The sequence below is a fragment of the Serratia sp. TSO36 genome (genome assembly GCF_057808395.1).
The window spans coordinates 238010-249958 of sequence record NZ_JBJZOU010000015.1 but is presented as its reverse complement, the minus strand read 5'-3'; the positions used below and the strand labels follow the sequence as shown (position 1 = coordinate 249958).

The window sequence follows — 11949 nt, the reverse complement described above, 5'->3', positions numbered from 1 at the left end:
CGGCGCGGTTTACATGCGTTCGACGGTTTCGATGCCCAGCGTATCCAGACCGGTTTTCAGCGTTTTCGAGGTCAGCAGCGCCAGCTTCAGGCGGCTCTGACGCGCTTCTTCGCTGTCGGCGTTCAGGATCTGGCAGTGCTCGTAGAAACCGGAGAACAGGCCGGCCAGATCGTACAGGTAGCTGCACATGACGTGAGGCGTGCCTTCACGCGCGACGGTGGTGAGCACCTCTTCGAACTGCAGCAGGCGGGTGGCCAGCGCAATTTCACGCTCTTCGGTCAGCGTCAGCGGCAGCGTCAGGCTGCTTTCGTCGATCCCGGCGCGTTTGAATACCGATGCCACACGGGTATAGGCGTATTGCATGTAAGGCGCGGTATTGCCTTCGAAGGCCAGCATGTTATCCCAGTCGAAAACATAGTCGGTGGTGCGGCTTTTCGACAGATCGGCGTATTTGACCGCGCCGATGCCGACCACGCGGGCCACGGTTTTCATTTCGTCTTCCGGCATATCCGGGTTTTTGCCGGCGATCAGCTGTTCGGCGCGTTCGATGGCCTCATCCAGCAGATCGGAGAGCTTCACCGTACCGCCCGAGCGGGTTTTGAACGGCTTGCCGTCTTTGCCCAGCATCATGCCGAACATGTGGTGTTCCAGCGAGACGGACTCCGGCACGTAACCGGCCTTGCGCACGATGGTCCAGGCCTGCATCAGGTGCTGATGCTGACGGGAGTCGATGTAATACAGCACGCGATTGGCGCCCAGGGTTTCGTAGCGGTACTTGGCGCAGGCGATATCGGTGGTGGTGTAGAGATAGCCGCCATCCTTTTTCTGGATGATGACGCCCATCGGGTCGCCATCCTTGTTCTGGTATTCGTCGAGGAACACCACGGTGGCGCCTTCGCTTTCCACCGCCAGCCCTTTGGCTTTCAGATCGGCGACGATGCCCGGCAGCATCGCGTTATACAGGCTTTCGCCCATCACGTCGTCTTCGGTCAGCGTGACGTTCAGGCGGTTATAGGTCAGCTGGTTTTGCGCCATGGTGATGTCGACCAGCTTGCGCCACATTTTCAGGCAGTACTGATCGCCGCCCTGCAGCTTGACGACGTAAGCGCGCGCGCGCTCGGCGAACTCGGCGTCTTCGTCGTAATGCTTCTTGGCTTCGCGATAGAACTGTTCCAAATCGGACAGGCCCATGTCGCTGGCGTTTTCGTTCTGCATTTTTTCCAGGTAGGCAATCAGCATGCCGAACTGGGTGCCCCAGTCGCCGACGTGGTTGGCGCGGATCACTTTATGGCCCAGAAACTCCTGGGTACGCGCCGCGGCGTCGCCGATGATGGTGGAGCGCAGATGGCCGACGTGCATCTCTTTCGCCACGTTCGGCGCGGAGTAGTCGATAACGATGGTTTGCGGCTCAACCGGCGCAATGCCCAGTTTCGGTGCGTTCAGCACCTGGTCGGCCTGGCGGGCGACCCAGTCGCTGTTCAGGAAAATGTTGATAAAGCCGGGACCGGCGATTTCCACTTTACCGGCGACGTCGCCGAGATCCAGCAGTTGCACCACTTTTTCCGCCAGCTGCCGGGGCGGCATGCCCAGCTTTTTGGCGACGGACATCACGCCGTTGGCCTGGTAATCACCAAACTGCGCCTTGGCGGAAGGGCGGACCTGCGCTTCGCAATCGGCTGGCGCGCCAGCGGCGATCAGCGCCTGGCTGACTTTATCTGAAAGAAGAACCTGAATATTCACCGGGTTACCTTAATGACGAACGAGGGGCTGAAGCCAGCCCCTGTGGGATTCAACGGTGGCGGGCGCGATGGGCGACCGCCACAAAACAGCCTGCAATTGTAACCGATCTGACGGAGTCCGTCAGCAGTTGGCGCGGCCGCTGCGATGAAACAGTTGTCGGGTGCGGCGCGTTGATTGCCGGAAGGTGAAAAGCGGAATGAGCTGAACAGAATGTACGGAGGGGAGAGTTGCGAAGCTAGCGCTTTTTATTGCGGCGACCGGCATCCAGCGTGTTGACGCTGCGTGATTTGAAATGACGGTAGATGGCGTATACGGCGATAATTATCAACACCAAGGATATCGTCAGCAATAACATAATGATCATCTCGAATTTAAATTTCCTCCAAAGTAGCCGAGTTGTCTTGGTGAATCAATTGTCTGGAGTTAAATTAAGATAATCCTTAGCTTTTAATCAATTAATGCGTTTTATTTTCTTCTTTTACAACGGGTTGTGATTGCGGATTTGTGCGACATTGATAAGTGAGTCGTTTTGATTAAACCCAGCGATTCAATCGGCTTGACCAATGGCCTGCAGAGGATTTTGTGCAAAATAACTTAAATCATAGCGTCATAAAGAAAAGGTATAATGTCTTGCGAAAAATCTTATTTTTTATTTTTCCGTTGATTTAATAAGCTGTCACCTTAATAAAAATCCGGCTTTTATTCTCCCTGTCCGCAACCAAAAATCATGCTGAACTGCCGCCGAAAAACCTCGCAACGCTGGCGAGCGCTGTCGCCAGCGTGTAAATTACGGCGTTTAACTTTGCGCCCCGTTGTTTTGAGGTTCCTATGACCACTCCCTTGCAGGCCATTGCCGAGCTTGACGATCTGAAGCACGACCTGCCGCGTTTCGAACAGGCGTTGCATCAATTTGCCGCCAAATTGCGGCTTGATCTGTCCGCGTTTACCGCCGATCACATCTCACTGCGCTGTCACCAGAACGCCACCGCCGAGCGCTGGCGCCAAGGGCTGATGCAGTGCGGGACACTGCTGTCCGAATCGATGATCAACGGGCGGCCTATCTGTCTGTTCGACTTGTCTCAGCCGCTGGCCGTTGGGCCATGGCGGATAGACTGCATCGAACTGCCGTATCCGGGGGAGAAACGCTATCCGCACGAAGGCTGGGAACACGTCGAATTAGTGCTCAGTGGCGATCCGCAGACGCTGTACGCCCGGGCGTTGAGCCACCTGGCCGATGAAGCGTTGCTGGCGCCGGGGATCAAGCTGAAGCAAAGCTCGCCAAAAGGCGAGGGCGAACGGCTGCCGAACCCGACGCTGGCCATCACCGACGGAACGGTCACGATCAAGTTTCATCCTTATTCCATTCGAGACATCGTCGCCAGCGAACAAGGTTAGCCAGGCAGTGCCGCACAGGCTCGCGCCATGCGATCGAGCGCTTCATCGAGCAGTGCCCATCGGCAACCAAAGTTAAGCCGTACAAAGCGCCGATCGCCAAAGTCCAAACCGGCGCTTAGCCCAACGCCCGCACGTTCGAAGAACTGATGCGGGTTATCCACCGGCAACGCGCTGCAGTCTATCCAGGCCAGGTAGGTGGCCTCGACAGGCAGCAACGTCAATCCCGGCATGGCGTTGATACGCTTTATCAGCCGATCGCGATTGGCGCGCAGATAAATCAACTGCTCATCCAGCCAGGGTTGCCCGTATTGATAAGCCGCCTGCGCCGCCACCAGCGCCAACAGATTGACCTCCGGCACGATACCGCTGCGCGCGCGTTTCAGCTTTTGTCGCAGCGCTTCGTTGGGAACGATCGCCAGTGAAGCGCCCAGTCCGGCGAGATTAAACGTTTTTGACGGCGACATCAGCGTCACGCTGCGTTGGGCCGCATCGTCATTCAGGGTGGCGAAAGGGGTATGCCGCACGCCGGGCTCAAGCAGCAGTTCGCAGTGGATCTCATCGGAACAGACGATTAAATCGTGTTCGCGAGCGAACTGATGGTGCTGCAACAGCTCCTCTCGGCGATAAACGGTGCCACCGGGGTTCTGTGGGTTGCACAGAAACAGGAGTTTCTCGTTGCCACTCAGCCGATCATGCAGCGAGGAAAAATCCAGCACCCAGCGTTGGCCGGTCGCCTTCAGCGGCACCGCGAGGTGCTCGCGCCCGGCGAACTTGGCCGCTTTGCGAAACGGCGGATAAATGGGAGAGGGGGCCAGCGTACTCTGGTGTTCTTCGGTGCAGGCGCGCACGCACAAATTCAGGCCGCACACCAGCCCAGGAAGGAAAATGATCCATTCCGGCTTGATGTGCCAGCCGTAGCGCTCTACCATGCGGCGGGTAAAAACCTCAATAAGATCAGGGGATGGGTGAGTGTAGCCGAATACGCCGTGCGCCACGCGCCGCTGCAGGGCTTCGATCACCGCCGGCGGTGAGGTGAAATCGCTGTCGGCGACCCAAAGCGGGATGATGTCGCTGCCGCGATATTTATCCCACTTAACGCTGTCACTGTGACTGCGGTCTACCCATTGATCAAAATTGAATGCCATAGTTACAACCCTGAGCCGGTTTATGCCTATGCATGAGCCTACGTGAGAAATGAAGAAATGAACAATTGCCGCCGTATGTTGGCCGTTATCTGGGGGTGACAATGATAAAACTGGAAGTTTGTTGCTTTAGCGTCGACTGCGCGCTGACGGCCGAACGGGCGGGCGCCGATCGCATTGAGTTGTGCGCCAGCCAGAGCGAGGGGGGATTGACGCCGAGCTATGGCACGCTGCGTCTGGCGCGCGAGCGGGTTTCGATCCCGGTGCATCCGATCGTTCGCCCTCGCGGTGGCGATTTCTGCTACGGCGCGGTGGATTTCGAGGTGATCAAACAGGATCTTCGCCAGATCCGCGAGATGGGGTTCCCCGGCGTAGTGGTTGGCATGCTGGACGAAGAAGGGCACATCGATCTGCCGCGCATGCGCGAAGTGATGAGGCTGTGCGAGGGCATGGCGGTGACGTTCCATCGCGCGTTCGACATGTGCCAGAACCCGATGGTGGCGTTGGAGCAACTGAGCGAGCTGGGCGTGGCGCGCATTCTGACCTCCGGCCAGCAGCAGAGCGCCGAACTGGGCCTGCCGTTGCTGCGCGATTTGCGCCAGGCCAGTCAGGGCCCGGTAATCATGGCGGGTGCCGGCGTGCGCCTCAGCAATCTGCACAAGTTTGTCGATATTGGCCTGCATGAACTGCATAGCTCTTCCGGTCACCTGGTGCCGTCGACCATGCGTTACCGCAAGGCGGGCGTCACCATGTGTTCCGATAACGAGTTTGACGAATTTAGCCATTATTGCGTGGATGGCGAAATGGTGGAGGCGATGAAAAACGCGCTGGCCTTGGTTGATCCCCTGGCGCAAAGCGCATAAACACGCAGCTAACCGCGTTTGACAACCGGTTTCCGGGCCGTAAGACCCCTTTGCGTGTCACTGAGCCCTCGGCGATCACGCAAGTACCAGGCCCCGGCGTTTTGCCGGGGCTTTTTTTATGTCTTGCGAAGACGCGGTGCCCGTTTCACGCTGTTTCTCTGTCGCACTGCCCCCCATCTCTTCTTGCGCTCATCATGCCCTGCTGATAAGTTTGTGAGTTAAAATCCTTTAAATATCATAATATTAAATGATTTTTTGGTATGCATTTTCGTGGTGAATGATTTGCGCTCTGCCGCTCATCGCCACGTCTGCATTTTCATACCCGTTCATCGCCGGCCTATGACCGGAACATCACAGCATTAATGAGGAGAGCCGTCGATGCAGCCGCGGAGCGCGTTGGCGGCGGACTTAACAAGGAGATAACGATAATGACCCGAACGGCACACTGTTTGACCGCTGCGCTTTTGCTGACCTTGGCCCTGAGCGGCTGCCAGACCGCCAAGCGGCCTGTTTCTGCATTAAGTAAGCCGCCCAGCGCAGAAGACATTGCGGAACAAGACAAGCGGCAGCGTGAAGCCGAGCGTATACAGCAGTGCCAGCGCGAGTTGGATGCCATGCGCGGCATGGATAACGAAAAATACCAAAAATTCAAACGCGAATTCGATACCTTGATGGGGGGGGCGGCGCAGTATGCCGGGGTGCGCCAGCGGGTCAACACGGGCACGCAGGAAACCGTCGATGCCCTGTATCGTTATCGCACCAGCCGTCTGTGCGCGGACATCAGTTCTGCCATGATGACCGGCCTGGCTGAGCGCGGAGAGCGCGCCCAATGACCCCTCGTGCGAGAAAGGCATTACTGAGCCTGATGATACCGCTGGCGTTTGCGCCAGCGATGGCCGCAGCGGATGACGATGTGCCGGCATTACTGCAGTTCGCCGAACGCTACCAGCGGCAGGACGCACCGGCAGCTGACGCCGCGGTTACTCCCTCCCGGGAAACCCAAAAGCCGGCGCCCCGGCCGGTTCAACCGCGTGAAACGAGCTCGCAGAGAAAGCAACTGGCGCAGTTGCAAAAGACGCTGCGCGAGAAAGAGGCTCGATTGGAGCAACAGCAAACCGCTATTCAATCACTGCAGCAGGAGCTGACCGCGTTGCGGGTTGCGTCGTCCCTGACGACTGCCGATAAACCGACAGCTGCTCCCGATCTGAGCGCGTTGAGCGACTTCGCCAGCGGCGTGCGACGGGCGCTGAACCTGACGCCGCAGGAGCGCAAGGCTCAGGCGCAGATCGCCGAGGCGCAGGCAGCGTTAGCGCAGGAAAAACAACAAACCGAGGAGCGCGATCGGCGTATCGCCTTGCTGGAACAACGGCTGGCGGCGTTGCCTGAACAGGCGGATAGCGCCTGGCAGGAGAAACTGACGGCGGCGCAGACCGCCAACGATAAAGCGCGCCAGCGTTATGAGCAGGACAAACAAGCGGCCGCCGCTGAGCTGGCGCAACAGAAGGCGGAAGCCGTCAAGGCGACGGGCGAACTTCAGCAGCAGCTGGCACTGCGGCAGAAAGAGCTGGATGAACAACGCCAACAGGCCGAGCGGCAAGAGAAAAGCCTGAAAACGGCGCTGGAACAGCAAAAGGCCGAAGCCGCCAAGGCGACGGGCGAACTTCAGCAACAGCTGGCGCAGCTACAGGAAAAAAACAAGACGCAAACCGAGCAGGCGAAGGCATTGGCGCAGCGGCTGGCAACGGCGGTGGCGGAAAGCGAAAAATCAACGCTGCAACTGGCGAAAACGACGGAGCAGGCGAAAAAAAACGCATTGGCGCTAGCAGACGCCAACCAAACGCAGCAGGCATTGCGTGAGGAGCTGGATGGGCTGCGCTCTCGCGCCAAATGGCTGCCGGATGCGCAGGCGCTCGAGAAAAAGCCGGCGCAACAGAGCTATGCTGCCGGTGTCGCTTTGGGGCGCGATATTCAAACGATGCTGGCGGAGCGTAAAAATTGGGGTATCAATCCCGATAAAACCGTGCTGCTGGCGGGCGTGATCGATACCTTCAACGGCCATTACCAGCTAAGCGATGCGCAGTTGACCCGCGCGCTGGTGGAGTCGGAAAAAGCGGTGAACGACGCCCGGAACCAGGCAGCGAAGATGCAAACCAGCAAGGGCGAGGCGTTCGTCACCGAGTTTAAAAAGAAAAAGGGCACGCAGAAGTCGCCTTCCGGTTTCTGGTATCGCATCGATTATGCGGGTGATGAAGCCATTAAGGAAAACGCGCGGGTGGACATCGTGGTGAAGGAAAGTTTAACCGACGGCAGCGTGATTCAGGATATGGATCGCAGTGGGAAGGTGATGTCACAGCCGCTCTCTGCCTATCCGCCGTTGTTCCGCGAGGCGATCGGCCATCTGAAAAATCATGGTTCGCTGACGATGGTGGTGCCGCCGGCGTTGGCGTACGGTGAAACGGGCTATGCGCCGCAGATCCCGCCGAACGCGACCATGGTGTATGAGCTGCGGATTGTCGATGTCAACAACGGGTAACGTCGGGCCGGCCCAGGCCGGCCCGATTAGCGAGCGCTAGGGCTTTTTGGCGGTCAGCACGGCGCGCAGGGGCGCCGGATAGCCTTCGATCGTTTTGCTGCGATCGTTCGGATCGAGGAATTCGGCCAGTGATTCGCTGGTCATCCAGCCGGTGCGGCGCTGTTCTTCGAGGCTGGTGACGCACATATCGGCGATCTTCACGTCGACGAAGCCGCACTTCTCCAACCAGCATTTCAGCGCCTCGGCGGAAGGGATGAAATACACGTTGCGCATCTGCGCATAACGATCGCCCGGCACCAGCACCTGGTGGCGATCGCCTTCCACCACCAGCGTTTCCAGCACCAGTTCACCTTCAGCCACCAGCTGGTTTTTCAGCTGATACAGATGATCGAGCGGCGAGCGGCGGTGATACAGCACCCCCATCGAGAACACGGTGTCGAACGCCGCCAATTCCGGCAATTGCTCGATGCCGAGCGGCAGCAGGTGGGCGCGCTGATCGCCGCCTAATAGCTTGCGCACCGCTTCGAACTGACACAGGAACAGCTGCATCGGATCGATGCCGACGGCGAGGTGTGCGCCGGCGCCAATCATGCGCCACAGGTGGTAACCGCTGCCGCAGCCGACGTCGAGAATGGTGCGGCCGGCCAGTGGAGAAATGTGCGGCAGCACGCGATCCCACTTCCAGTCGGAATGCCATTCGGTATCGATATCGATGCCATACAGCGAGAAGGGCCCTTTACGCCATGGCATCAGGGTGCGCAGCATTTTCTCGATGCCTTCAAGCTGGCCCGGCGACAGGCCCGGCTCCATCTCGGTGCGCACGCCGTGCAGCAGATCGAGGCGGGTGGGGGTCAGCGTCGGCAAATGCTCGACCGAGTTGAACCACTGTTTGAATTTGCCGTGCAGCGATTCGCGTTGCCAGGCGCTCAGCTGCGCAGGCAGCGTGTCCAACCAATGGCTGAGGGGGCTTTTGGCGATGCGTTGATAGAAATCACCGAACTCGATCATTGCGCATCCCCCTCTTTCAGGGCGATCAGCGAACCGAAGTTGAAGCATTGGAACCACACTTCGGCATGCTCGAATCCGGCCTGTTGCAGGCGCGCCTTGTGCGCTTCCACTGAGTCGGTGAGCATCACGTTTTCAAGCATGCTGCGTTTTTGGCTGATCTCCAGCTCGCTGTACCCGTTGGCGCGTTTGAAATCGTGGTGCATGTTGAACAGCAGTTCGCCGACTTCAGCGTCCTCAAAGCTGAACTTCTCCGACAGCACCAGTGCGCCGCCCGGGCGCAGGCCACGATAGATTTTCTCCAGCAGACGCAGGCGATCGGCCGGTTCGAGGAACTGCAGCGTAAAGTTCAGTACCACCATCGAGGCGTTCTCGATCTCGATGTCGCGAATGTCGGCTTCGATGACATCGACCGGCGTGTCGGCGCGGAAGGCGTCGATATGGCGGCGGCAACGTTCCACCATCGCCGGCGAATTGTCGACGGCGACGATATTGCAGCCGGGCACCTTGATATTCCGCCGCATCGACAGCGTCGCCGCACCCAGCGAGCAGCCCAGGTCATACACCCGGCTGTCGGGTTGCACAAAGCGCTCGGCCAGCATGCCGATCATCGAGATGATGTTGGAATAGCCGGGAACGGAGCGTTGGATCATGTCGGGGAACACTTCGGCGACGCGTTCGTCAAAGGTCCAGTCGCCCAGTTTGGCGATGGGGGCGGAAAAAAGGGTATCGCGGTTTGGCATAGCGGCAAATCAGTTCAGAATTCGAAGCTGCGTAGTCTAACAGAAAAGCGCAAAAAAGCGGAGCGGAAGCAGGCGGCGCGGCCGCCTGATGATAAAACGAGATCAGTGCAGGCTGAAAATCAGATCCCAGGGCAGATAGAAGATATTTGCCAGAACCATCAACAACAAAGAGATATAGGTCGCGGCCATGCCCGAACGGCGCCAGCGAACCTCGCGGTTGCGCAAACCGTAGTAATGCACCAGTCGCCCGGCCATCAGCATCAGGCCGCAAAGGTGAATCATCCAGATTTCCGCGCCGTTCATTTCCATAATCACCAGCAAGACGGCAGCAATCGGAATGTATTCAACGGCGTTGCCATGCACGCGGATGGCGGTCTGCAATTCGTAGAAACCGCCGTCGCCATAGGCTACTCGGTACTGCATCCTTAATCTGACTACGTCATAAGAGAGTTTGATCAACAACAATGCGCCGAGCACCACATAAAGCGCGCTTACCATTTTTAACTCCGTTCCCTAACCAAAACTGGCAGCCAGCATCATAGCCGTCATTGTATTCACTGTCGCGGGGAAATATTTGATGTTATTGGTCAGATTAATAGGTCAAAACAGTGCATCTTGTTCTGGCCAGTCCGGCGGCGCAGGCAAATCGGGGATCGCCAGCCGTAGCTGCTGCCAAATTTTTTGCGCCTGCTGGGGCGAATCGCCGTTGTCCGGCGTATGAATAAACAGATAGGGCTGATGCTGTTGCTGCCACAGCGGCAGTTTTTGCTGCCAGGCGTCGAACCAGCGCAGGTTGTCGGCCAATTGGTCACCGCCGATAAAGCGCACCAGCGGTTGGTCGGCGGTGACCAGAGCGTGCACCGGCAGCTTCGGCTTTTTCTGCTGGGCATCGCGCACGGCGGCGGTGTTGGGGGCGGCGTGATGCACCGGGCGGCTGTCGAGGATCACCCGATTGATGCCGCGCTGGTGCAATCCCTGATTCAGCGCACGCTCTTCCTCGCCCTTGGCGAAAAACGCCGGATGACGCACTTCTACGCCGTAGGTGAATTCCTTCGGCAGGCTTGCGAAGAACTGCCACATGCGCGGCAGCTCATCGGGGCCGAAGGCGGCGGGCAACTGCAGCCACAGTTGGCCGATGCGTTGATGCACCGGGCTCAGGCAGTGGTAAAACGCCTGCAGCTCGGCGGCGCAGTTGCGCAGGGCGGCCTTGTGGCTGATGTCCGACGGGAATTTGAAGCAGAAGCGAAAATCGTCACCGGTCATGTCGCGCCAGCGCTGCACGATTTCCAGCTTCGGCAGCGCGTAGAAGGTGGTATTGCCTTCCACGCAGTTGAAATAGCGGCTGTAATCCGCCAAATCACGCAGCCCGATGCGATTCCAGGCTGCATGTTGCCATTGCGGCAGTCCGATGTAGATCACGGCGTCGTCTTCCTTTACTTGTCCTTGGCTTATCAGGCTACAACTTAACGTTACCGCTCGAGCGCGGCAAGAATTTCGCCGGTGTCGCGCACCCGCGCCAAACGCGGGAAGATGTGTTCGAACGCGAAACGGTGCATTTCCGCGTTCTGCGCGCTGCAGACATCTTCGGCGATCACCAGCTCATAGCCGTGCTCCCAGGCGGCGCGGGCGGTGGATTCCACGCCGATATTGGTGGATATGCCGCCCAATACCACGGATTTGATGCCGCGACGGCGCAGCTGCAAATCCAGATCGGTGCCATAGAAGGCGCCCCATTGGCGCTTGATGACCAGAATATCGCTGTCGCAGACCGCCAGCGGCGCGGGGAACTCCCACCAACTGGCCGGCAAGCCGCCGGCGGGCGCGGGAGCCGGCTTGTCCACCGGCTGTTTCAGCGCTTCGGCGAAGGAGTCTGACCAGCCGACGCGCACCAGCAGCACCGGCGCGCCCAGCAGACGAAAACGGGCGGCCAGCAGGGCGGCGTTCGCCACCACCTGGTCGGCGCTGTGCGGGCCGCCGGCGTAGGGCAGAATGCCGTTTTGCAAATCGATCAGCACCAGAGCGGTGGTTTGGGCGTCAAGTTTCAGCATGGATTTCATCTCGTTGCGAAGTGGATAAAAACTGTTCGGCGCGCCGGGCGAGCTGCGTTCGGCGCAAAACCGGGGGAGAATCAGGCTACGTGAAAAAACTGTCGCAGGTTAATGGGAAATTTGTTAACCGATGTGTTGATTCGAGCAAAAACGCGCCATTTAGTGCAGTAACAATGCTGTGTTCGCACTTATCGGGCGGATGAATTTCCTTTATAATGACTCCCTTTTTTCAACACTCTTTAATCCAACGACCTATGCCGATTTATGAATATGCATGTGGTGCTTGCAACCATCGGTTAGAGAAATTGCAAAAATTTTCCGATGCGCCGCTGGCAGACTGCCCGGCGTGTGGGCAGCCCGCGTTGACCAAGTTGATTTCATCCTCCGGTTTCCAGCTTAAGGGCACCGGCTGGTATGCGACGGATTTTAAACCGGGTAACAAGTAGAATTTATCAGATAACAGCCGCGCGACAGGGGCGC

The 11949-nt window shown here is 58.3% G+C and carries 12 protein-coding genes; 5 read left to right on the top strand and 7 right to left on the bottom strand.

Annotated elements, in window-relative coordinates:
- Window positions 1-9: 9 nt before the first annotated feature.
- Window positions 10-1740 carry an arginine--tRNA ligase gene (argS, locus tag ACK3CV_RS14615; RefSeq protein ID WP_164038959.1) on the bottom strand — a complete coding sequence of 577 codons (1731 nt, stop codon included), beginning with the start codon at window positions 1738-1740 and terminating at the stop codon, window positions 10-12.
- Between the two features lie 828 nt (window positions 1741-2568).
- On the opposite strand from argS, the gene ACK3CV_RS14610 reads away from it, so the two are divergent.
- The gene (locus ACK3CV_RS14610) at window positions 2569-3135 is read left to right on the top strand and encodes a VOC family protein (protein WP_033634863.1); all 567 of its coding nucleotides are present in this window, start codon (window positions 2569-2571) and stop codon (window positions 3133-3135) included.
- Here ACK3CV_RS14610 and ACK3CV_RS14605 read toward each other — a convergent pair.
- Entirely contained in the window at window positions 3132-4280 is a 1149-nt protein-coding gene (locus tag ACK3CV_RS14605) for a MalY/PatB family protein (RefSeq protein WP_164038956.1), read from the bottom strand. The two genes, ACK3CV_RS14610 and ACK3CV_RS14605, sit on opposite strands and share 4 nt — an antisense overlap.
- A gap of 101 nt (window positions 4281-4381) precedes the next feature.
- Between ACK3CV_RS14605 and cutC the strand changes: the two genes are divergently transcribed.
- The 3 genes from cutC (at window position 4382) to ACK3CV_RS14590 (ending at window position 7673) form a co-directional block, all read left to right on the top strand.
- Window positions 4382-5140 carry a copper homeostasis protein CutC gene (gene cutC, locus ACK3CV_RS14600; RefSeq protein ID WP_033634860.1) on the top strand — a complete coding sequence of 253 codons (759 nt, stop codon included), beginning with the start codon at window positions 4382-4384 and terminating at the stop codon, window positions 5138-5140.
- A 428-nt stretch (window positions 5141-5568) separates the two neighbouring features.
- Complete coding sequence (locus ACK3CV_RS14595) at window positions 5569-5973, top strand: hypothetical protein (RefSeq protein ID WP_164038954.1); 405 nt, start codon at window positions 5569-5571, stop codon at window positions 5971-5973.
- On the top strand, window positions 5970-7673 hold the full coding sequence (locus ACK3CV_RS14590) for an FKBP-type peptidyl-prolyl cis-trans isomerase N-terminal domain-containing protein (RefSeq protein ID WP_164038952.1): 1704 nt from the start codon (window positions 5970-5972) through the stop codon (window positions 7671-7673). Before ACK3CV_RS14595 ends, ACK3CV_RS14590 begins: the two co-directional genes overlap by 4 nt.
- A gap of 36 nt (window positions 7674-7709) precedes the next feature.
- On the opposite strand, the gene cmoB is transcribed toward ACK3CV_RS14590, so the two are convergent.
- The 5 genes from cmoB to ACK3CV_RS14565 form a co-directional block, all read right to left on the bottom strand.
- Window positions 7710-8681, bottom strand: a complete 972-nt coding sequence (gene cmoB, locus ACK3CV_RS14585; protein ID WP_164038950.1) for a tRNA 5-methoxyuridine(34)/uridine 5-oxyacetic acid(34) synthase CmoB — start codon at window positions 8679-8681, stop codon at window positions 7710-7712.
- Complete coding sequence (gene cmoA, locus ACK3CV_RS14580) at window positions 8678-9421, bottom strand: carboxy-S-adenosyl-L-methionine synthase CmoA (RefSeq protein ID WP_164038948.1); 744 nt, start codon at window positions 9419-9421, stop codon at window positions 8678-8680. Before cmoA ends, cmoB begins: the two co-directional genes overlap by 4 nt.
- Before the next feature lie 102 nt (window positions 9422-9523).
- The gene (locus tag ACK3CV_RS14575) at window positions 9524-9919 is read right to left on the bottom strand and encodes an MAPEG family protein (protein ID WP_004932387.1); all 396 of its coding nucleotides are present in this window, start codon (window positions 9917-9919) and stop codon (window positions 9524-9526) included.
- Between the two features lie 102 nt (window positions 9920-10021).
- Window positions 10022-10837: a DUF72 domain-containing protein gene (locus ACK3CV_RS14570; RefSeq protein WP_139286539.1), complete on the bottom strand. Its 816-nt coding sequence runs from the start codon at window positions 10835-10837 to the stop codon at window positions 10022-10024.
- Between the two features lie 53 nt (window positions 10838-10890).
- Window positions 10891-11469 carry a hydrolase gene (locus ACK3CV_RS14565; protein ID WP_033638510.1) on the bottom strand — a complete coding sequence of 193 codons (579 nt, stop codon included), beginning with the start codon at window positions 11467-11469 and terminating at the stop codon, window positions 10891-10893.
- 215 nt (window positions 11470-11684) lie between these two features.
- Here ACK3CV_RS14565 and ACK3CV_RS14560 point away from each other — a divergent pair, with 215 nt between their 5' ends.
- On the top strand, window positions 11685-11915 hold the full coding sequence (locus ACK3CV_RS14560; RefSeq protein ID WP_320204121.1) for an FmdB family zinc ribbon protein: 231 nt from the start codon (window positions 11685-11687) through the stop codon (window positions 11913-11915).
- Window positions 11916-11949 lie beyond the last annotated feature (34 nt).

Excerpts from the sequence above, each read along its gene's own strand:
- ACK3CV_RS14610 (WP_033634863.1), top strand. The coding sequence starts at position 2,569 with ATGACCACTCCCTTGCAGGCCATTGCCGAGCTTGACGATCTGAAGCAC.
- ACK3CV_RS14575 (WP_004932387.1), bottom strand. The coding sequence starts at position 9,919 with ATGGTAAGCGCGCTTTATGTGGTGCTCGGCGCATTGTTGTTGATCAAA.
- ACK3CV_RS14560 (WP_320204121.1), top strand. The coding sequence starts at position 11,685 with ATGACTCCCTTTTTTCAACACTCTTTAATCCAACGACCTATGCCGATT.
- cutC (WP_033634860.1), top strand. The coding sequence starts at position 4,382 with ATGATAAAACTGGAAGTTTGTTGCTTTAGCGTCGACTGCGCGCTGACG.
- ACK3CV_RS14605 (WP_164038956.1), bottom strand. The coding sequence starts at position 4,280 with ATGGCATTCAATTTTGATCAATGGGTAGACCGCAGTCACAGTGACAGC.
- cmoB (WP_164038950.1), bottom strand. The coding sequence starts at position 8,681 with ATGATCGAGTTCGGTGATTTCTATCAACGCATCGCCAAAAGCCCCCTC.
- cmoA (WP_164038948.1), bottom strand. The coding sequence starts at position 9,421 with ATGCCAAACCGCGATACCCTTTTTTCCGCCCCCATCGCCAAACTGGGC.
- ACK3CV_RS14565 (WP_033638510.1), bottom strand. The coding sequence starts at position 11,469 with ATGCTGAAACTTGACGCCCAAACCACCGCTCTGGTGCTGATCGATTTG.
- ACK3CV_RS14590 (WP_164038952.1), top strand. The coding sequence starts at position 5,970 with ATGACCCCTCGTGCGAGAAAGGCATTACTGAGCCTGATGATACCGCTG.
- ACK3CV_RS14595 (WP_164038954.1), top strand. The coding sequence starts at position 5,569 with ATGACCCGAACGGCACACTGTTTGACCGCTGCGCTTTTGCTGACCTTG.